The 21003-nt window shown below is 53.8% G+C and carries 17 protein-coding genes; 10 read left to right on the top strand and 7 right to left on the bottom strand.

Features of this window, described 5'->3' with window-relative positions; all coding sequences use genetic code 11:
- Window positions 1–1222 precede the first annotated feature (1222 nt).
- Window positions 1223–4240 carry an adenylate/guanylate cyclase domain-containing protein gene (locus tag OSC10802_RS40505; protein WP_155967937.1) on the bottom strand — a complete coding sequence of 1006 codons (3018 nt, stop codon included), beginning with the start codon at window positions 4238–4240 and terminating at the stop codon, window positions 1223–1225.
- Window positions 4241–4449: 209 nt separating this feature from the next.
- Between OSC10802_RS40505 and OSC10802_RS0116680 the strand changes: the two genes are divergently transcribed.
- From OSC10802_RS0116680 to OSC10802_RS40500, 3 genes are all read left to right on the top strand, one after another.
- Complete coding sequence (locus OSC10802_RS0116680; protein WP_017717914.1) at window positions 4450–4662, top strand: hypothetical protein; 213 nt, start codon at window positions 4450–4452, stop codon at window positions 4660–4662.
- Window positions 4663–5367: 705 nt separating this feature from the next.
- Window positions 5368–7359 (top strand): CHASE2 domain-containing protein, encoded by a 1992-nt coding sequence (locus OSC10802_RS0116675; RefSeq protein ID WP_044170147.1) that lies wholly within the window; start codon window positions 5368–5370, stop codon window positions 7357–7359.
- A 424-nt stretch (window positions 7360–7783) separates the two neighbouring features.
- Window positions 7784–8557: a DUF928 domain-containing protein gene (locus OSC10802_RS40500; RefSeq protein WP_017717912.1), complete on the top strand. Its 774-nt coding sequence runs from the start codon at window positions 7784–7786 to the stop codon at window positions 8555–8557.
- Between the two features lie 281 nt (window positions 8558–8838).
- On the opposite strand, the gene OSC10802_RS0116665 is transcribed toward OSC10802_RS40500, so the two are convergent.
- Window positions 8839–9933: a tetratricopeptide repeat protein gene (locus tag OSC10802_RS0116665; RefSeq protein ID WP_017717911.1), complete on the bottom strand. Its 1095-nt coding sequence runs from the start codon at window positions 9931–9933 to the stop codon at window positions 8839–8841.
- Between the two features lie 116 nt (window positions 9934–10049).
- Here OSC10802_RS0116665 and OSC10802_RS0116660 point away from each other — a divergent pair, with 116 nt between their 5' ends.
- Window positions 10050–10379, top strand: coding sequence for a YbjQ family protein (locus tag OSC10802_RS0116660; RefSeq protein WP_017717910.1), 330 nt, complete (start codon window positions 10050–10052; stop codon window positions 10377–10379).
- Window positions 10380–10589: 210 nt separating this feature from the next.
- On the opposite strand, the gene OSC10802_RS0116655 is transcribed toward OSC10802_RS0116660, so the two are convergent.
- Window positions 10590–11171, bottom strand: a complete 582-nt coding sequence (locus OSC10802_RS0116655; protein WP_017717909.1) for a YbhB/YbcL family Raf kinase inhibitor-like protein — start codon at window positions 11169–11171, stop codon at window positions 10590–10592.
- Between the two features lie 201 nt (window positions 11172–11372).
- On the opposite strand from OSC10802_RS0116655, the gene OSC10802_RS0116650 reads away from it, so the two are divergent.
- The 6 genes from OSC10802_RS0116650 to OSC10802_RS0116625 all read left to right on the top strand — a co-directional run bounded on the left by OSC10802_RS0116650 (window position 11373) and on the right by OSC10802_RS0116625 (window position 15657).
- The gene (locus OSC10802_RS0116650; protein ID WP_017717908.1) at window positions 11373–12788 is read left to right on the top strand and encodes a carotenoid oxygenase family protein; all 1416 of its coding nucleotides are present in this window, start codon (window positions 11373–11375) and stop codon (window positions 12786–12788) included.
- 242 nt (window positions 12789–13030) lie between these two features.
- Window positions 13031–13240, top strand: coding sequence for a RelB antitoxin-like protein (locus OSC10802_RS0116645; protein ID WP_017717906.1), 210 nt, complete (start codon window positions 13031–13033; stop codon window positions 13238–13240).
- Window positions 13241–13387, top strand: a complete 147-nt coding sequence (locus OSC10802_RS50105; protein ID WP_155967934.1) for a carotenoid oxygenase family protein — start codon at window positions 13241–13243, stop codon at window positions 13385–13387.
- A 46-nt stretch (window positions 13388–13433) separates the two neighbouring features.
- Window positions 13434–13760, top strand: a complete 327-nt coding sequence (locus OSC10802_RS50100) for a hypothetical protein (RefSeq protein WP_155967931.1) — start codon at window positions 13434–13436, stop codon at window positions 13758–13760.
- A gap of 296 nt (window positions 13761–14056) precedes the next feature.
- Complete coding sequence (locus OSC10802_RS0116630; RefSeq protein WP_198525137.1) at window positions 14057–15052, top strand: MotA/TolQ/ExbB proton channel family protein; 996 nt, start codon at window positions 14057–14059, stop codon at window positions 15050–15052.
- Window positions 15049–15657 (top strand): hypothetical protein, encoded by a 609-nt coding sequence (locus OSC10802_RS0116625; protein WP_017717903.1) that lies wholly within the window; start codon window positions 15049–15051, stop codon window positions 15655–15657. Before OSC10802_RS0116630 ends, OSC10802_RS0116625 begins: the two co-directional genes overlap by 4 nt.
- Before the next feature lie 64 nt (window positions 15658–15721).
- Here OSC10802_RS0116625 and OSC10802_RS50095 read toward each other — a convergent pair whose 3' ends face one another.
- The 4 genes from OSC10802_RS50095 to metH all read right to left on the bottom strand — a co-directional run bounded on the left by OSC10802_RS50095 (window position 15722) and on the right by metH (window position 21003).
- Complete coding sequence (locus tag OSC10802_RS50095; RefSeq protein ID WP_155967928.1) at window positions 15722–15871, bottom strand: hypothetical protein; 150 nt, start codon at window positions 15869–15871, stop codon at window positions 15722–15724.
- A 29-nt stretch (window positions 15872–15900) separates the two neighbouring features.
- Window positions 15901–16167 (bottom strand): type II toxin-antitoxin system RelE/ParE family toxin, encoded by a 267-nt coding sequence (locus tag OSC10802_RS0116620; RefSeq protein ID WP_017717902.1) that lies wholly within the window; start codon window positions 16165–16167, stop codon window positions 15901–15903.
- Window positions 16167–16376, bottom strand: a complete 210-nt coding sequence (locus OSC10802_RS0116615) for a hypothetical protein (protein WP_017717901.1) — start codon at window positions 16374–16376, stop codon at window positions 16167–16169. Before OSC10802_RS0116615 ends, OSC10802_RS0116620 begins: the two co-directional genes overlap by 1 nt.
- 1018 nt (window positions 16377–17394) lie before the next feature.
- Window positions 17395–21003: a methionine synthase gene (gene metH / locus OSC10802_RS0116605; RefSeq protein WP_017717899.1), complete on the bottom strand. Its 3609-nt coding sequence runs from the start codon at window positions 21001–21003 to the stop codon at window positions 17395–17397.

The following is a 21003-nucleotide window of genomic DNA, read 5'->3' as shown; positions in this document are numbered from 1 at the left end:
TCGTAGCACGAATCTCTCCGTCACACCTGTCGGAGCGGCTGTACTTGTTTTTACTGTAGTCGAGTTTTTTTTGGCTGTCAAACTTCTGCGCTCTCCCCTCTGACCCTGGGATTTTAATGATTTCTCTTTTTGATTAGTATTTATAATATTTGCCGAGGCTCGCCTGAAGCCCCGGGATTTGTTATGATTAAACAGCCGTAACTTAGAAAGATGCCCCGCACCGGCACCCCCTCCGCACCCCCTGAGGGAGCGTTTTTAGCACGCCTGAGGGCGGAATCATTAAAAAATTAAATCATTCTTAAGCCAAATTATTAAAAATTTCTATAGCCGCCCGCCATGCCAGCCGGCACACTGCTGCATAACACCCAAAAGGTGCCGGTGTCAAGGGGGAATCTCTTAAAAAAGACTCTTGTCAATCAGCTCTTGCCGCTAGAACACCTGTCTTTTGGGCCATCGACCGCAGGCGCGGCGCGTCTATAGCGCTACTGCACGGCGGCAGGGATGGTAGGGGCAACTCCCGCCGCGACTGTCCCGAAAGGATGACAGGGCGGTCGCCCGATCCGCGCCGGTGTCAGGAGGCCGGCCACTCCGTGGGCGGCCACTCCCTGGGCGGCCACGGGGGGCATCGGTGTCAACTTAAGCTCCCGGCGATTGAAAGAGACTGTTGGCGAATTAACGGGGGGTTATACCCCTCGCCACCCGGGAAGAGCCCTGAATTCCTTGTGAGAGAGCGAGTCGCAGCCTCATTTGAGGCTTTACTGACCAGCAGTGCCGGTGGCACCAATGTCCGCCCAGGAACCCGGAAAAACCGGCATAAGGGTCTAACCCCTCACCGAGAGCGCCAACAGCTTCTTGAAATCGCGGCTCATCAAACGAAGTCCGCCTCCCTTGGACTTAAGAGAAGAACTAGAATCTTAAAACCCAAGCCGAAGCGGGTTTGGCCTAAGCGCAAGCGGGACGCGATAGCGTCCTTCTGCCGTTGCCTGAAATGGCGCAAATTCGTCGAATTGCCTGAAAGTGACAGAAGAGGGATATAGCAGTAGCCACTTAGATAAGGACGTAGGACAGGCGTTCCCTCCGATCCCAGAAACCTTGAGGCTAGGGCGAAGCCGTACCAACGCCTTCCCTCCGAGGTGCTAAACTGACTGCCTACTGCTATAGCAGTAGCCACTTAGGTTAGCACCCCAGCACCACAGACATTTACTTTAACGGGATGAGCCCGCTAGAGTTCGGCAAAAGACCAGATACCGTCCCAGTTTTCGGGGGGCGGTTCTTGCAGCCAGTGCTGGCAGCGCTCCTGCTGGATGGCGGCGGGTTTGTCCCAGCTGGAGATTTCCAGAACTTGGCCAAAGGCAGCAGCAGCTTCGGCAAACTGGCGATTGCGGTAGTGTTCGCGCCCTTGGGAGTACAGCTCGATCGCCATTCGCTTCTCTTCTGGAATCTCCTCGGAACGGAGGGCCACGAGCTGGTAGATAGCCACCGGGTGGTGTTTCCCCTTGACGCCAATCAAGTCCAGTTCCCTGGCCCACACCCGGTCAGCGCAGGGCTGGTAGGTCGTGTCGCTGATAATGATATCGCAGCCATATTGCTTGCTCACCCGTTCCAGGTAAGCGCCGAGATTGACGCCATCGCCAATCGTGGTCAATTCCAGGCGCTGAGAGGAGCCAATATTGCCGGTGAGTACAGTGTCCGAGTTGATGCCAATGCCAATGCGGATCGCGGGTTTGCCATCTTCGACGCGGCGGACATTTAATTCCACCAGCCGGCGGCGCATTTCCACCGCCGTTTGCACCGCACGCCAAGCGTGCTCTTCCAGGAGCACCGGCGCGCCAAAGACCGCCATAATCGCGTCGCCAATATACTTCTCGATTACGCCTCCGTACTTGAAAACCGCCTCCGTCATCGACTGAAAATATTCTTTGAGCAGCAGCAGCACCTCCTGATCCTCCAGGTTTTCCAGCAAGCTGGTGAAGCTGCGAATTCCGGAGAACAGCACCGAGACTTCCTTGCGCTCGCCGCCCAACCGGCTGCGCCCACGCTCGCGCACCTGGGAACCCACCTCCTGGGTGATGGAGTTACTCACGAAACGCCGGAAAAGTTTCCGCTCGCCAATTTCATCCAGAACCAGCACGACGCCTTTGATCTGGGTAGCGTCACCGGCATCCGCAATAGCATTAATCGACAGGTTAATCTGTCGCTGTTCGCCTCCGACAGGGATTAAAGTTTGCTCCGGATAGAATTGCTTGCGGTCTTTTTCCTCCTTGGCATCGACTGCCGCTTGCAGGCATTCAGGCAAGTCGGCGTCCTGAATTTGAATCAGGTCGCAAATCGAGCGCCCCTTCAGCCAGTCGGCGTCGCTGTAGCCCATCAGCTGCTGCGCACTTTCATTGACAGTAAGGATGTGGCCTTCTTTATCCGCAGAAATTACCCCATAGGACAGACAGCGAAGGATATCCCGCTCTATCTGTTCGTGTTGCTCAATCGCTGCAAACTGCTGGGCTTTTTCCAGCAGCCAGCCGGCTTGAATATTAAATGCCCGCATCAATTCCAGATCGGAGTGATTAAAGCTCGCCTGCCAGCAACTGGGAGCATTTGGCCAGTCATCGGGATCGTAAATGGAGCTCTCGCCCTGTTTTGTCTTGTTGATTAATTGGGTGACAGCAATCAGCTCCCCATCGGGGTTGATCACCGGCACGCACAGCATGCTGCAGCTGCGATAGCCGCCCACATCACGGTCCATTTTTTTCACCGTCTCCGTATCGGGACAGTCGTACAGGTCAAAAGGAATATTAACCGGCTCGCCGGTTGCCGCGACTCGCCCAACAAAACCCACCCCCACCGGCAGGCGAATTTCTTTTAAAATACCGGCTAGGGGGATTTTTGTCCACAGCTCGTCGCGCTCCCGGTCTAAAACCCACAGGGTGCAGCGATCTGCGTTCGCCAGCCCCAACGCCTGCCCCATCACCCGTTGGAGAGTTGCGTCTAAATCCAAACTGCTCTGTGCCAGAGAGCGCGTGGCTTCCATCAGCGCTGTAGCTGAGCGCTGTTTCTGGGCTGCTGCGTAAAGCAGCCGGCATCTTTCCAGAATCAGGCGAATCTGCGGGACTTCTCGCTCGAAAAGCGCTTTATCCGCCTCCGTAAAGCTCTTTGTATCAATTCTCTCCGCTAGGGTAGCGCTTGCCAGGCGGTCTTTTTTCAACTTGTTGAGGAACAGGACGACCGCAACTAAATCTCCCCCCTGACTCTGCACCGGCACTGCCAGCGCCGTGTAGGTGCGGTATCCGGTTTTCTGGTAAAATTTCTTAGCATCTGCCGAGCGCGGATCGTCAAAAAAATCCAGCGGTATATTCACCGCTCTCTTTGTCGCTGCCACCTCCCCCACGATCCCTTTCCCCGCAGGAATGCCACTTTCCAAAGCTCCCTCCGCACCGTCCGCCACCGCCCACAGCTCACTGCTGGCCTCATCAAAAATAAAAATCCTCGTCCGGTCGGCATTGAGCAATTCTCCCGCTTTTTGGCTGGCAGCCCGCAACATCTCCTGCAGCGTGGCCTCCAGCCCCCTGTCAAAGATAACATTGAGGATTTCAAAGTTTTCATTGAAAGCCTGTATGCTGTGGGAAGCCGGCGGGGCGCTTTCACTAGACCTTTCTCCCTTTTCTGCGGTTGCCTGCCGAAATTCAGAGGGGGAAGTCTCCCGAGAAGTTGCCGGCGCACCGGCAGCTAATATCTCCTTGAGGCACCGTTCCAGAACCGGCAGGAGCAGAGGGGCAAATTCGGCAAACCGCGCTTCGTCGGCTCGCGTAAATCCTGATGGGTCAACTCTTTCAGACAGGGGCGCTGACGGTTTGTCAGGGCTCTTCAGCTTGTTGAGAAGTTGGACAGCTGCAATCAGCTTGCCTCTCTCATTAAACAGGGGCAGTGCCAGTAGAGAATGGGTGCAGTATCCGGTTTTGCGATCCATATCTCGCATAGCTAAGCCAAGACTTTCATTGCAATCCCTGGGAAGATTGACGCTTTTCTTGAGTGCTGCCACCTCACCGGCAATCCCCTGATTTGCGGGAATCCTTATTTCTAAGACTCCGCCATCACCACTGGAAGCAATTGAACAGAGTTCGTTCTTTTGTTCATCTATTAAAAAAATAGTCGCGCGGTCAGCCCCCATTAATTTGGCTGTCTTTATGGTAATTTCATGCCACATCTCGTAGAGACTGGCACTAAAACTACCGTCGGTGTTAAGCATATTGCTAGCTCCTCTAACTTGATGGCAGCTGGGGAGGGATGGACATTTAACGTGAGCGATACCGCCTCTGATTCCTCCCCTGGATTTTACGCGGATGATATGGGGCAGCTCAACGGATGCCGGTTGATTCTAAAGATAATCTAGCAGAAATATATCCGTCCCACGGCAGGTGGCAGGCATAAGTTTTCTGCCCCGACATCGCCGGACAGATGTCGGGGCGAATTCAGATGCCGCACCGGCGAGAGCGCCGGTGCCCCAATGCCTGTGAGCGTGCGCTGTTCGGGAAGCTCCGCAGCGGTGCCGGCAAGTGGGCTCCCTGGGCGAGGAAGATTTCTCTCTCACAAGGCTGTGACCGCCGGCACCGGCGGTTGAAGTGCCGGCGGTGGCCATTGCCGGCGCTCCGGGAGCAGCTGTTCAGCTGACCGGCCACCGGCCCCCGGAAATCGGGCGGTGGCCTTTCCCTGATGCGCTATTGCATTCTAGGGGCGGGTTCGCCCAAAATATATGTTACCCTGCGGCAAAGTGGGCTAAACCGGCCCCCACACCATTTCAGCATTTCTGGGCATCCCACTGTCAGCGGCGTCAGGGCAGATGGCAGGGATGTTGCTTGCCAACCCAAAAAATGATATAATTCACAAATTACCTCAAACCACAATAGACTCTCCGAAAGCGCGTGACGGCTCTGGGAAAGATTGTGCTTTGTAGCGGTTTGGATTTGGGGAGTGGGAGGGGCGTCCTTGAAGGGCAGGTTTTTTCATTCCAGTAGGGCCCATAGGGCCGGAAAGCCCCTGATGCCGACGGGCCCGCGCACTTGCTAAAACCCCTATATTTTCGTCAGCTCTCCCGCTCGGAAGCAAGAAGGAACAAGGAACAGGGAACAGGGGAGAAAAGTTCTCCCCCCCTTTCCCAAGGCAAGGGGCAAGGGGTCAGACCCCCGAAATGCCAGACCCCTCGACGGCGAGCGAAAAATGTCTTAGTCTAGGAACAGAGATTGAGGATTTGCCGAAAAATAGCGGACAGACTCGTCTTCATCAAGTCTGTCCTGGGAACATCGCGCTCAAAGGGCTAGCAACAGTGGGGCTGATTGGACGGCAAGCACAAAAACTTCTATCAGCATCAGTAGACCGATGTTGCGCTATTCACTGACCGCTCCGAGTTCAAGGTCATCCGTGATTGCTAAGTTATTACGCCGGCTTCGCGAGAAACGGCCAGACTTAACTGGTGCGGGCATAGTGGCGCTCGCATCTGTTGCTTGCAGCGTGTCGCTTCTGGCTGTGCGGCATCTGGGTGGGCTGCAGCGCTTGGAACTGATGGCTTATGACCAGATGGTGCTGCGAAGGGCGGATGAGGGGCCCGATCCCCGTCTGCTGGTGGTGGGCATCACAGAGGAAGACATCCAGGCGTTACAGCAATCAACGCTTTCCGATCAGGTGGTGGCGCAGCTGTTGGAGAAATTGCAGCTTCCCCAGCCGGCTGTGATTGGCTTAGATGTGTTTCGCGATATCTCGCAAGGGAAAGGCGCACCCGCACTGAAGGCTCAGCTGCAAAAACCGAATACGATTGCGATAACAAAAATGGGGACGTCCGGTACGGGGACGCTGGACGTGCCGCCGCCGCCAGATGTGCCGGTCGATCGCATTGGCTTTAACGACATCCTGCAAGATCCAGATGGGGTGGTCCGTCGCAGTTTGCTGTTTGGCAACCTGACGGAAGACACGACGCTATTTTCTTTTGCCATGCAGCTGGCGATGCAATATCTGGCGGGCAAAGGACACGAGCCCAACAACAGCCCTGACAGTCCTAACTCTATCCAGTGGGGAATGGCTGCGTTTTTGCCGCTGGAGGAAAATTCTGGCGGCTATCAAAGGATTGATACTAACGGCTACCAGCTTTTGCTCAATTACCGCTCGCCTCGCCATGTGGCGCGGACTGTTTCCCTAAGGCAGGTTTTGTATGGGTGGCTCGATCCAAGCTGGGTGAAAGACAAGATTGTCCTGATTGGGTACACAGCGCCCAGTCGCAGAGACCTTTTCCTGACTCCCTACAGTCCAGCTGAGCTCAAGGAGCCGAAAATGGCTGGGGTGCTGGTTCACGCCCAGATCGTCAGCCAAATCCTCAGTGCTGTTTTGGGCGAGCGCCCCCTGTTCCGGTTTTGGCCAGAATGGGCGGAGCTGCTGTGGGTGGCGCTGTGGGCGGCTGTGGGAGGCACTGCCGGCTGGTGGGGCCGGCATCCTGCGGTTTTGGCGCTCAGCTCAGCTGCGGTGCTCGGGGTGCTTGTGGGCAGCTGCTTCTACCTGTTCACTCGCGCCACTTGGGTGCCGGTGGCAGCACCGGCTCTATCTCTGGCTCTCACCGCTACCTCGGTGGTGACTTACCGGGCGTATCAAGCCGGGCTGCAGCAGCAAATTGTCATGAAGCTTTTGGGGCAAAACACTTCCCCAGAAGTTGCTGACGCCCTGTGGAACAACCGCTCTGTCTTGCTCAAGGAAGGCAAACTTCCCGGACAGAAGCTGACCGCCACGATGCTGTTCACGGATCTCAAAGACTTCAGCACCATCTCCGAACAGCTGCCTCCGGAACGGCTGATGGAGTGGCTCAACGAATATCTTTCTGCCCTCACGCACGAAGTGGCGGCGCATCGCGGCATTATCAACAAATTTACCGGCGATGGCATTATGGCGGTGTTTGGGGTGCCGGTGGCTCGCACCACAGAGGCGGAAATCGCCTCGGACGCCCGCCATGCGGTGGCTTGCGGTCTGGCTTTTGGCGAGCGCCTCGGGCAGCTCAATCAGGACTGGAAGCGGCGGGGGCTGCCGGTGGTCCAGATGCGGGTGGGGATTTTCACCGGCCCAGTTGTCGCCGGCAGTTTGGGCGGCTCTGAGCGCCTGGAATACGGCATTATTGGGGATAGCGTCAATATTGCCTCCCGTCTGGAAAGTTGCGAGAAAGACCGCCAGTCCAGCATTTGCCGGGTGCTGATCGCCAAAGAAACTCTGGTTTACCTGGAGGATCAATTTCTGGTGGAGCCCTGGGGCCCGCTGGCCCTCAAGGGCAAGCATCAAACGGTCGATGTCTATCGGGTAGTGGCGTGGCGGACTCGCAGCAAGACTGAGGGCTGAGCGGGGGGCGATGGGGGCGGGGGGCGATGGCTTTCCCCTCACACCTAACCCCTAACCTCTAACACCTATCCCCTGGGCATCGGCGATGGTCTGGCCCAACTGTTGGGGCTATTTTGTGCACAATTTGTAAACATTTCTGAGTTCCGGAAGAACGCATATATACAAAACCTGTCTGGAGGCGTGTTTTGTAAATACCATTCTTTCGGATAGCCCTAAATTTAATGGGGGGTGGCGTCCCTAAAGCACCGGGTATGGGGGATAGGGCTTGGGGAAGATTTTCCGCAATTCCAGCGAGACCATTGCTCTGACTGAGAGATATTATGGATATGTAACAGGACTTGATATTACAGGTCAAGATGCTGCGGAAGTCTTGCCAACTAAAAACTAAAATCTCAACTCTAAAATCTCAAATCTAAAATCTAGCATGCGCTTGACAAAATCTAGCCTTTGTATTATAATATCAGCTCTCGCTTCTAGCTTGAGTCTGTGGGGTTCTGGCTTTCCGACAGGGGCGCTGGCGCAGCTGACGCCACCAGCGCGGGTGCCGGCATCAGGAACACCAGCCGGCGTTCTGGGAGCAGAAAGTCTGGGGTTTAAGGCACCGGCACGAGGGCTGCCTGGCCGGCGGGAAGGGGCGGGAACTCGCGGGCCGGTGACGGTGTGCAAAGAGCCGCTGATGGCTTTGATGCCAGACACCAACTTGGGGCAAACCCTATCCCCCTATCCCAGTTTCTTTTTCTACATTCCCGCGACTGCCCCGCAAACGGTGCAGTTTGAGTTGCTCGATAAAAACGACCAGTCGATTTACAAGACAACTTTCAATACTGCCGGTAAACCCGGTGTGATTAGCATCAGTCTGCCCGATGCGGCAGGGCTGCCACCGCTAGAGGTTGGCAAAGATTACCGCTGGGAATTTTCCATCAGTTGCAATGCTGACATTCCGGAGGACGACCAGCTTGTAGAAGGGTGGGTGCAGCGGGTTGAACCGAACCCGGCACTGGCGGGCAATTTACAAAAAAGCTCACCGCGAGATCGCGCCGCCCTTTACGCATCCGCCGGCCTTTGGCAGGACACTCTCAGCGCCCTCGCTTCTGCCCGCCGGGCAGATCCGGGCAATTCCGCGCTGGCTGCGGACTGGGCGAGCCTGCTGCAATCGGTGGGCCTCAATAAAATTGCTCAGCAGCCTCTGGCTGATTAGAGTTTAGAGTTCTTGCGCCATTTATAGCGGTTTTCATCCGAGGTGAGGTGCCCAGAAACCCGGTTTCTTAAAGAAACCGGGTTTCTGGCATGTACTTTATCCAAGTGAAAACCGCTATATCTTCAACTGCGCCCATATGATTTCTTTAAGCCGGCCAGAGGCAACTCTCCCCCCACCCGGCGGGTTTACCCCGACCTTACCCCTGACACAGAGGGTTTTAGCAGGGGGGAGAGAGGCGCGAGACTCGGAATTTAAGGAAAAGGAATCAAACAGAAAACATCTCACCGCTGCAGCGCCCGCAGCGCCTCATCGACTTTCTGCACCCATTCAGAATTGCCCTGCTGCTGGTAGAGGGTGCGGGCTCGCTCAAAGGCGGAGATTGCTTCTGGCAGGCTCTGCCGGCCTTTGTAAGCCAGACCGAGGTTATAGTAAGCTGCGGCATTTTGGGGGGAGATGCGAATCACTTCCTGATAAACCACTATCGCCTGCAGGAAGTCCTGTTGCTGCAGCCGAATCGCGCCAATCGCCGCCTGGGCTTCCACCAACTGGGAGTTGAGGGAGAGGGCTTGCTGATAAGCGCCTACAGCACGCTCAAAGTCCTTCTGGTTCTGGAAAATTTGGCCAATTTGGAAGTAAATCTCGGCATTCCTGGGGTCGAGCTGGGCGGCTCGCTCTAACTCGAAGCGAGCCGCGCTCAGGTTGCCCTGAGCCAGGAAGGCGCTGCCTAAACTCACCTGCACGCTGGCTTGCCTGGGAGCGAGCTTGGCCGCTTGCTGCAGCATTTGAATCGCTTCCGGATAGCGTTGCTGCTGTACCAGTATTGACCCCATCGACTCATAGGCTTTCCAGTTTTTGGGATCGAGGACAATCACTTGCTGGAAGGCATTCAGGGCTGTGCTGTAGTCACCGGCTCGCAACAGCACCACGCCCAGCCCCAGATAGGCATTGACGTTTTTCGAGTTGAGGGAGGCGGCGCGACTGTAGGCAAATGCGGCACCGGTATTGTCTCCCGCATTGGCCAGACTGTAGCCCAAGGCGTACTGGAAATCTGCATTTTTCGGATCGAGGGCAACCGCCTGCCGGTAGGCGTCCGCTGCAGCCTGGTAGTTGGCCTGACGCGCTTGCAAGTAGCCAATGCCAGAGAAAATCCGGGCATTTCTGCTGTCCAAGCTGGCGGCTTGCTGGTAAATTGCCAGGGCGCTGGACAAGTCGCCTCTGTCCACGAACTGGCGGGCTTGTCGCAACAGGTCCCTCAATTGCTGGCTGTTGCTGTTGGTTTGAGCGACGGGCGTTTCAGCTCGAACGCCTGGCTGCTGGGTTGCTGCCACTGTTCCCAACAGCAAGGAACTGAGTACAAATAAAGTCTGCTTTTGCACGGTCTGCTATCTTCCTGTCACTGGTGTGTGCTACTCTAGCCTCAATATTGAATCAGGAATAGTTGTGTTTGGAAACCGCAGCTGTGCGAAGCGATGGGCGTGCGTGAGGGCAGTGTATGATTTTAACAACAACGGATGTCATTCAAGGTGCGGTCGTTCAAGCTTATTTGGGGATTGTAACAGCTGAAGTCGTCTATGGCAGCAATGCTGTGCGAGATTTTTTTGCCGGCATTCGGGATATTATCGGGGGGCGCACCGGCAGCTATGAGCAGGTGTTTGAGCGCGGACACCGAGACGCGCTCGCCGAACTGGAGCAGCGCGCTCGCAGGCTGGGCGCGGATGCTGTGCTTGGCATTGAGGTTGACACCGGCACGATCAGTCTTGGCGGCAGTGGGGCTTTGCTGCTGATTACGGCCACCGGCACGGCTGTTAAATTGCAGCGTTAGGGAAGAACCCCACCCCCTAACCCCAGCCCCTTATCCCCAGAGGGGGCCCCACCATCCCCGCTTGCGGGGAGGGGGAATATTTTTTGCTTGATTACTCTTACTTTTAAGAGAGTAAAAACCTCGCGAACGCTTATAAAACAAAGAACAGGGCGAGGTACTTAAATTACGAATCAGCCGGAAAATAGGCAATTTATTAGGCGGGTGGGCTTTCTAGCGCGATCGGGCGTAGCGTCCAATGAGTTCGGCTGTGCCTAGATTGTGGCCTTCGATTGCTTTCAGGACTTGAGCTTTTGTTGCGCCAGGCTGCAAGCCGAGCTGTTTGTCTAGGGCGTAGAGTTTGAAAACGTAGCGGTGGGTGCCGGTGGGGGGACAAGGGCCTCCATAGCCGATGCTGCCAAAGTCGTTTTTCCCCTGGACGCCGCCGGTGGCGAGTTTGGGCTGTTTGGGGACCCCCTCGGGCAGTTGGTGCGCTAGGGCGGGGAGATCGTAAACAAGCCAGTGGATGAAGCTGCCTCTGGAGGCGTCGGGATCGTCGCAGATCAGGGCGAGGCTTTTTGCGCCGGCAGGCGGATCGTCCCAGCTGAGGGGCGGGGAAATGTCTTGGCCATCACAGGTGTGTTTGGCGGGAATTAGGTTGTTGGGGTCAAATGCTGTGCTGTGCAGTTTCATAGTGGTTGCTGTCTGCGGTTGGCTGGGGCTGCCGGTGCCGGCAGTGCTGCAGGCGGCGAGGGACAGTCCCACAAGCCCAAATAAACTGGCACTCTGCTGCAAGAAGGCTCGGCGACCGGTCATGTCAGGTAAATGTGAAGTAATTGTTAATGGTAAGTTATGCAGTTTTGATGAAGCTAGTGATAGTTTAGCGCTCTGCACATTGCCGCAACCTCTATCGATAGGACGAGAGGGGTTCTGGCGCAACGGGTCGCAGCTATCCAGGGGAAAACGTTATTATGCTTTGGGAGTACCTGAGTAGTGTTGATAACAGTTTAACTTGCGATGACAGCAGAGAAAATGGCTACAGCGGCAGGAAATCCTTATCTGGAGGGCAACTTTGCGCCGGTGCGCTCTGAGATTGCAGCTGATGAGTTGAAGGTCATTGGCGAATTGCCCAGTGACTTGTCTGGGATGTTCTTGCGCAATGGTCCGAATCCGCAGTTTCCGCCCATTGGGCAGTATCACTGGTTTGATGGGGATGGGATGCTGCACGGGGTGCGCATTAGCAATGGGAAAGCTTCTTACCTCAACCGCTATGTGCGGACGCGGGGTTTTGAGATTGAGCGGGATGCCGGTCAGGCGGTCTGGACGGGGCTGTTGGAACCCCCCCAGATGGACAATCCGCACGGTCCGGGCAAGAATGTGGCAAATACGGCTTTGGTTTGGCACGCCGGCCAGTTGCTGGCGCTCTGGGAAGCCGGTGCGCCTCACGCAATTAAATTGCCTAGTTTGGAGACGGTTGGGGAGCAGACTTATGGGGGCAAGTTGGGTTCTCCGTTCACGGCTCATCCTAAGGTCGATCCGGGGAGTGGGGAGATGATGTTTTTTGGCTATTCGCCGGTGGAGCCTCCTTACCTGCAATATGGCGTTGTCTCAGCGGAGGGGGAGCTGTTGCAGACTGTGCCGGTTGAGTTGCCGGTGGGGGTGATGATGCACGATTTTGCCATCACGGAAAATTATACGATTTTTATGGATTTGCCGCTGACTTTCAGTGGCGAACGGATACGGCGGGGCGAGCCGGTGTTCATGTTTGAGCGGGAGCGTGCCAGCCGGTTTGGTATTGTACCGCGTTACGGGGATAATAGCAATATCCGCTGGTTTGAAAGTCGGGCGTGCTTTGTCTGGCATACCCTTAATGCTTGGGAGGAGGGGGATGAGGTGGTGCTTGTCGCCTGTCGGATGAATTCGACGAATGTTTTTGTTTCTGAAGAGAAGGATCGCGATCCGGAGGGGGATATCCCCCGTCTGCACCAGTGGCGGTTTAATTTGAACACCGGCACTGTGCGGGAGGAGATGCTCAATGATGTGCCGGCGGAATTCCCGCGCATGAATGAGCAGTTTGTGGGGCGGAAGACGCGATACGGTTACGCTGGAAAACAGGCTCCGATGCCGGTTCCGCTATTCGATGGGTTGATTAAGTATGATTTGATCACCGGCAAGTCAGAAACTCACGAATTCGGTGCGGGGCGATATGGCGGTGAGGCAGTTTTTGTTCCGCGTCGGGGTGCTGTTTCTGAGGATGATGGGTGGTTGCTGACTTTTGTTTACGATGGGGGGGAGGATACTTCTGAATTGGTGGTAGTGAGTGCTGGGGATTTGACAGGTGTGCCGGTGGCGCGGGTGATTATTCCGCAGCGGGTGCCGTATGGGTTCCATGCCGGTTGGGTTTCGGAAGAGCAGTTGGGATGTTCTGTTTAGGTTGAGGTGTGTGCCGGCTTTCTGGCAGCCGACTTTCTTGCCGGTGTGTCGTATGAGCCGGCTAAGATAGCGGCAGGTTAAAACCTGCCGCTATCCAAACAAAGCCCGCCTGCGCGGGCTTTTTGGTGTTGGGGTGGGGAGGGCGACCGGCTTTTTTTGAGGGAAAAGCTTGACTGCCGGTGAAATGGATGCTACAATCCGCAAAAGAGGTAAAAAATAATGGCTGCCTCAAGAGGTCGGAGATGGCACCTATTAAGAAAAAGATTGTCACGGATGAAGCTATGAATCCTGTGGCTGTGCTGATTGATTATCAGGATTGGAAGAAGATTGAGAAGATTCTGGAGGAGCGTCAGCAGTCTGAAGAATTTAGCTTGAGCAAATATGCCGGTGTGATTGAGCTAACTGAAGAGCCTTTGGAGTGCCAGAAAAGAGTTAGGGATGAGTGGCAGTGATTGAGGCTGTGTGTTTCTGAATTGGTGGTGGTGAGTGTTCAGGATTTGACAGGTGAGCCGGTGGCGCGGGTGATTATTCTGCAGCGGGTGCCGTATGGGTTCCATGCCGGTTGGGTTTCGGAGGAACAGTTGAGATGTTCTGTTTAGGTTGAGGTGTGTGCCGGTGGGTTGGCACAGGTGAGGGCACAGGCTTTTGGCACAGGCGAGACGCCTGTGCTACGCCGAGGGCGCAGGTGAGGGCATTTTGGCACAGGGGAGATGCCGGTGCTACGTCGAGGGCACAGGTGAGGGCACAGGGGAGATGCCGGTGTTAGCGAACTGGTGTTTGCTCAGAGAGACGGCAGCGCAGAAGGCCATCTCGACCTCACCCAAGTTTATCGCATCATCTCGGCTGCTGCGTGCGCGAGTCGGTATTCAGGGGCGCGGAACGCCCGTACTGGCTCTCTGGCACGCGCCGGCTTTGCATTCTCTGGGGGCAGCGTTCGGGCGCTGGCGCTGGTTGTTGCGATTTTTCTTCTAGGCAGTTTTGGCACTTTTGCCAGAGCCATCAATTCGGGCCTGTGGGCTAGCTGGCGAGTAGCTTTTGCTCTCCCCTACGCCACCAGGCGAGGAACACTCAACCGGAGTCCGAGAGGAACTCTGGGGATCTGGGGCAGTGACCACGATCGCGGATGTGAATGATTTCGATCGCAGCGCAATAGTTACGGTTGTGGCAGCATAGAAAATATAGATAACAATAAAGCTCTCAGGCTAAAAAATTAGTTCTTTTATCGGTGGAGACATTTCTGTATGACTGGGAGAGGCAGTAGAGATTTTTTGATTTGGTTACTTTGGTTGGCTGCTACCCTGACAACGTTTGTTGCAGCATGGCAACATTGGTATTCTGCTAACCATGATTTGAACAGTCACAATGACTATGCTGACAGTACAGGAGTTACTTCCCTGATCGTAGTTATATTTTTTCTAGCGCTTTTTGTTAACACGCTTAATACTATAAAAATTTATTTACAATTTAAAATGATCGGCTATTCCAAAGGTTTGTTTGAGGAACATGTCGCCAATATAAATCTTGTAGCTCAGAACAAACTGTCGATAGATCAGGAGTTCTCGCTAAGCCTAATTGAAAACAGACTTATGAGGAGAGAGAGCTGGGTTCAGCTATTTGCCAACCTGCTAGTCACGTTAGGAATGATTGGAACGGTTTTAGGCTTAACTGTTTCTATGAGAGGACTTTCTCAGGCTATGGAGAGCATAAAAAACAGCTTATTAGCTGATAACCTAACATCTCCTCAAATCACAAATTCTATCTCGGGGCTTGGGGATGCGCTCTCTGGAATGTCTAGTGCATTCGTCACAACTCTAGCAGGCGCGGTTCTAGGTGGTCTTTTCTTGAAATTGTTGAGCCACGCTACTACCAATTTAATTGAAGATTTGTTAGATAATATCAGGTATAAGGCAGAAGTGGAAGTTATTCCTTCTTTACAAAAGCAGATATGGGAAAGAGATTTACGCGAGCTTTCAGAGGCTTATGAAAGCCTACATTATTTTATTAATTCAGCCCAAATAATTGAGCATCAGTTAGTGCAATACACTCAAAGTATGACCTTTGCAGGTAAAAAACTAGAATCGCTCGCTCAAGGTTTAGGCAATCAAAGTCAGGTAGATGCTCAAAACCAGGTTAAAAAATTGCTTGATAAAATTAAAGAAGCAATCAGCGCAATTTTAAATACTATGAAATTATTAGTGACTCTCTTAATTATTATTAGTGTCGTTATTGTTGGCCTTTACCCCTATCTCAATTTCAAGCGATGAGACGAGCGAAGCACAAAAACAGGAAGGACGACTCTATATTCGAGTTACTGTCCGATCTCTCTCTGTCTGTTTTAGGACTCTTTTTAATTTTTTTTGTCATCTACTCTTTAATTTTTAATTTTAAAAATTTAGCTCTTCTCGATCGAGAACGAAATGCACAAAGGCAAATTGAAGAATTCAAAAGGCAAGTTACAGAACTATCCGAAAAGGTAAGTAAACTATCGCAAGAGGTAAGGGAGGCTAAGCAACGCAATCAATATACAGGTTTTTACACTGGCACAGAAGAAAGCAGATACTATTACGGTTACTGCTTCAGCTCCAGTTACGAAAATATCACAAATAAAATCAGTATTTTCTATATTCAGGAATCGAATATAGCTGTTTATTCAATTTCCTCTGAAAAAGGAACAAGCGTTTATCGCTACAGCGGAACTTTAAGCGTAAATGTTTTTACAGGTAGCTATACAGACTATTCTAGATCGCCAGGGATAGAGTCCTGTGATAGGAATAGCAACGAGTTAGTGATAGAGTTTTTCGCCGATCGCTTAGAATTCTACAGGAAAGGCAGTAGCTCAAGAACGTCTTTAAGAAAAGAAAGATCCTAAATTAGCAGAATTTTGTAACGAAAGGTGCGGATTAAAACTGGACAAACCCGCACCCCCCTAGGCTTTAGCCCAACCTTCCAAGGGTGCTCTCACCGGCTTCACCGGCACACTTTGCCCGATTGCCGGCACCCCTCCATTGCCACATTTCCGCCCACAACCCCCACCGACTCGAATCTATCCTTACTGGGCTGCGGTCTACTATATTATAACCCATAACAGTTGTGCTGGCGCAACCCGTACTGCTTAATACACCTCATCATGGCTGCCGATATCTACAAACACAGCTTTTTCGTCTTCTGTAAAGTAGAACAATACCCTCTCCTCGTAATCCAGACTAAAACTCCAAAATTCCTTAAGCTTGCCTGAGAGTTTGTGCGTTTTCAAACTCGGCTCAAATGGATCAGCAGTGAACTGTTCCAATTTTTGCCAAAACCTCACCTCTAAATCTGCGTTGCCTTTGATGCGCTTTTTGAAGTCGCGTTTGAATGGGAAGCTGAAACTAACTTCCACTATTCTTCCTCTATCAGCTGTCTCAGTTCGTTAATATTGGAGGAAAACTTCAGTCCCCCTTTTTGTTCTTCGACCTGTGCTAACTGGAAGTTATCATATATCTTCTGCCGGCGCTCTTCACGAAGATATTGGTGCAACAGCCATTGAATTTCCTGTTTTTCATCTGTGGAAAGATTTTTGATTACCTCGACTACATCCTTGAAATTCATCGTTGGTTATCTCTCATTTTAGTTAGGTATTCTCAAATTAACTATAGCACAGCGCCTCCCCAACTGTCAACCTCGCCTAACTCCCCCAACGCCGGCTTTCCGCAAATTAACCTTGGGTTGGGCTAAAGCCCAACTACAAACCTCTTTGGGCTAAAGCCCAACTACAAACCTCTTTGGGCTAAAGCCCAACTACAAACCTCTTTGGGCTAAAGCCCAACTACAAACCTTGGATTGGGCTAAAGCCCAACTACAAACCTCTTTGGGCTAAAGCCCAACTACAAACCTCTTTGGGCTAAAGCCCAACTACAAACCTTGGATTGGGCTAAAGCCCAACTACAAACCTTGGATTGGGCTAAAGCCCAACTACAAACCTCTTTGGGCTAAAGCCCAACTACAAACCTCTTTGGGCTAAAGCCCAACTACAAACCTTTGATTTGCGGATAATCTTGACTTCTGCCATGTTAACCTCTCTTGGGTTGCTGTGCCGGTGTCGTTTCTATTATAGCAACAAATTTCCCTAAAATGTAGGCGGGGATGCCGCGCTTTCTTTTCAGGGGAGAAGGGAGCCGGTGGGACCCGCAGCTCTACCACAGGCTGAACCCCGGCTTAATATTAGCCCGCGAAGGCGGGCTTCGTTTGTATAGCGGCAGAATTCATTCTGCCGGCTGATTCATGCTGCCGGCTTATTCATGCTGCCGGCTGATTGATTCTGCCGATTTATTGATTCTGCCGGCTGATTGATTCTGCCGGCTGATTGATTCTGCCGGCTTATTGATTCTGCCGGCTGATTGATTCTGCCGGCTTATTGATTCTGCCGGCTTATTCATGCTGCCGGCTGATTCATGCTGCCGGCTTATTGATTCTGCCGGCTTATTGATTCTGCCGATTTGCGCTGGGAGGCGGAGCCTCCCGCAACTCGTTCCCAGGCAGAACCTGGGAACGAGAAATCTTAGCCCGCGAAGGCGGGCTTTGTCTGGATAGCGGCAGAATTCATTCTGCCGTTTTCTGGACCCACTTATCAAGCGCTGAAATATTTCGCCGCCGGATGATAAGTCACAATCGCAGTAGTAGACTGCTCCGGATAGAGCTGCTCGCTCTCATCCATATACAGGTTAATGCGCTCGCAACCCAGCAACTCCAACTGCTGGTACTGGTCCCGAATATTCGGACAAGCCGGATAGCCAAAACTGTACCGCGAACCGCGATACCGCTGCGCCAAAACATCCCGAATATTATCCGGTTCCTCACTAGCAAATCCCAACTCCCGGCGAATACGCGCGTGAGTCCACTCCGCCAGCGCCTCTGCAGTTTGCACCGCCAACCCGTGAAAATACAGGTAATCCGTATACTGATTCGCCGCAAACAGCTTCTGCGCGAACTCCGTCGCCACATTCCCCACCGTCACCGCCTGCATCGGGAACACATCAATCGCCCCCGACTCCACCGGCGCAAAGAAATCAGCAATGCACAACCGGCGCATCGACTTCTGGCGCGGGAAATCAAACTTCGCCACCGGCACCTTGGCGTCTGTGGCGTCTTGGCTGCTCATCACCCCCGCCTCATAGAGAAGCAGGGAATTCCCCTCAGCCTGACAGGGAAAATACCCGTAAACCACCTGCGGCTGCAACAGCTTCTCCTCAACAATCTGGCGCTTCCACTCCTCCAAAACCGGATAAACCTTCTCCGCCAAGAAAGCGTCATACTCCTCGCGCGACTGCTCCTTCGGCTTGCGGAATTGCCACTGCCCCACAATCAGCGCCTGCAAATCCAAATACCACAAAACCTCCTCCAGCGCAATATCCTCTGGCTGCAGCACCCGCGCCCCCCAGAAAGGCGGAGTCGGGCGCTCAATATCAACCGCAACCGCCTCAGATCGCCGCGTATCCACGACTAGCGTTTGAGGCGCTTCACTCACACCCCCCTCTCCCTCGATAGAAGAAGGCTTGGCAGTGTGAGTGCCGCTCTCAGCCGGCGCGTGTCCATTCCCCTCAACCTCATCGAGAAATCCCTGCAAATCATCCCATTTCCCCGCTGCCTTCGCCGGCATTAACTTATCCATGAAGTGCAAGTCAGAGAAGGCATCCTTGCCATAAACCACCTTACCCTTGTAAGTGTTCTGGCAATCCTGATGGACAAACTTGGGCGTCAGCGCCGCACCGCCCAAAATCACCGGCACGGTAATCCCCCGCTCGTTGAACACCTCCAGGTTCTCCTTCATAAACGCAGTGGACTTCACCAGCAGCCCGCTCATCGCAATGCAGTCTGCCTTGTGCTTTTCGTAAGCCTCGATGATATTCTCCACCGGCTGCTTAATTCCCAAGTTTATCACGCGGTAGCCGTTATTGCTCAGGATGATATCCACCAGGTTCTTCCCGATGTCGTGCACATCCCCCTTAACGGTAGCAATCACAAAAGTCCCCTTGGCATTATCGCCGGCTTCCGACTTTTCCATGAACGGCTCCAAGTACGCCACGGCGGCTTTCATCGTCTCAGCTGATTGTAGCACAAAAGGCAGCTGCATTTGCCCCGACCCGAAAAGTTCCCCCACCACTTTCATGCCATCCAGCAGGAAGGTGTTGATAATCTCCAGAGGGGGATATTTTTCCAGGGCTTTGGCGAGTTGCGCCTCCAATCCAATGCGCTCGCCGTCGATGATGTGGCGCTTGAGGCGCTCCTCCACCGGCAGGCTTTCATCCTGAGTGCGATCGCGCTTTGCCGTTTTCCCCTGAAACAGCTCTGTCAGTTTCGCCAGAGGGTCATAAATGCAGACATTCCCCTCAAACCGGCGCTCGTCATAAATCAGCTGCCGGCAGATTTCCTGATGTGCGGGGTCAATCTTTGCCAGGGGCAAAATCTTGCTGGCGCTGACAATTGCCGCATCCATCCCCGCTCCCATCGCCTCGTGCAGGAACATGGAATTCAGCACTTGTCGCGCCACGGGGTTTAAGCCAAACGAGATGTTAGAAACGCCGAGGAGAATGTGACATCCTGGGAGTTCTTGCCGGATGCGGCGAATTGACTCAATGGTGGCTTTGCCATTGGCGCGATCTTCTTCGATGCCGGTGGAAATTGGCAGGGCGAGGGTGTCAAAAAATATCTCGTAGGCGGGGATGCCGTATTCGATCGCGGCGCGATAGGCTCGCTGGGCGATCGCAAACTTCTTCTCAGCGGTCCGCGCCATCCCGTCTTCGTCAATGGTGCCCACCACCACACCGGCACCGTATTTTTTCGCCAGTTCCAGCACTTTGAAAAAGCGCGGCTCCCCGTCTTCAAAGTTGGTGGAATTGAGCAGGCATTTGCCACCGGCAACCTTCAAACCTGCTTCCATTTTCTCCCACTCTGTCGAGTCCAGCATCAGGGGAAGCGTGGCATTTGTCACCAGTCGCGACACCAATTCCCGCATGTCGCGCACGCCGTCGCGCCCGACATAATCGACGTTGACATCGAGGACATGTGCGCCTTCCCGCACTTGCTCCCGCGCCATTGACACCAACCCATCCCAATCTTCGGCATTGAGCAACTCGCGGCACTTTTTAGAACCGCTGGCGTTGAGGCGCTCGCCAACAATTAAAAAGGAGTTATCCTGTTCGTAGGGCTGGGTGCTGTAAATTGACGCCGCCGCCGGCACATACTGCAAAGCCTCGCGTGAGGGGCGCTCCGCCGAACGCCGCACAGGACGGGGTTTCGGGTGCAGGGTTTTGGAAATTTCCGCCAGCTGCTCAATGTGTGCCGGTCGGGTTCCGCAACACCCGCCAATGACTTGCACACCCAAGTCCTCGACGAAGTGCATCAGAGACATGCGCAGTTCCATCGGGGTGAGCCGGTAGTGCGCTTGTCCGCCAATATTTTCCGGCAAACCGGCATTGGGGATGCAGGAAACCACGAACGGCGAGTGCTGGGAGAGGTAGCGGATGTGCTCGGACATGCGATCGGGGCCGGTGGCGCAGTTCAGCCCTAAGATATCAATGGGGTAGGGTTCGAGAATGGCCACCACGGCGCTGATATCGGAACCGACGAGCATGGTGCCGGTGGTTTCCATCGTCACGGACACCATGATTGGAATCCGACTGCCTTTTTGTTGGAATACTTCTTCAATGGCATTGAGCGCCGCCTTGATTTGCAGCACGTCCTGGCACGTTTCGACGATTAACAAATCCGCGCCGCCGTCGTAGAGTCCCGACGCCTGTTCCGCAAAAGCGGCCTTCAGGGTGTCATAATCAATATGTCCCAGGGTGGGCAGTTTGGTGCCTGGGCCCATCGAGCCGGCGACAAACCGGGGCTTTTCTGGGGTGGAGTATTCCGCCGCGATGCGCTTGGCGAGGGAGGCGGCGGTTTTGTTTAGGTCATAGGCTAGGTCTGCGAGGTTGTACTCCGCGAGGACAATGGAAGTAGCGCCGAAGGTGTCGGTTTCGATGACATCCGCACCGGCTTCAAAGAAGCCCCGGTGGACTTTTTCCACCGCTTCCGGTTTGGTGTGCACCAGATACTCGTTGCAGCCTTCGTACTCTTTACCGCCAAAGTCGTCTGCTGTCAAGTTTTGGGTTTGCAGGTTGGTGCCCATCGCCCCATCGAAGACGATGACGGGGCGCTCTGGGCTGTGGAGGCGTTCGAGGAAAGGGCTTTTCAT

The sequence above is a fragment of the Kamptonema formosum PCC 10802 genome (assembly GCF_000332335.1).
Classification (GTDB): Bacteria; Cyanobacteriota; Cyanobacteriia; order Cyanobacteriales; family Oscillatoriaceae; genus Oscillatoria.
Note: the sequence above shows the minus strand (reverse complement) of the source record. Positions and strands in the feature narration are given on the sequence as shown.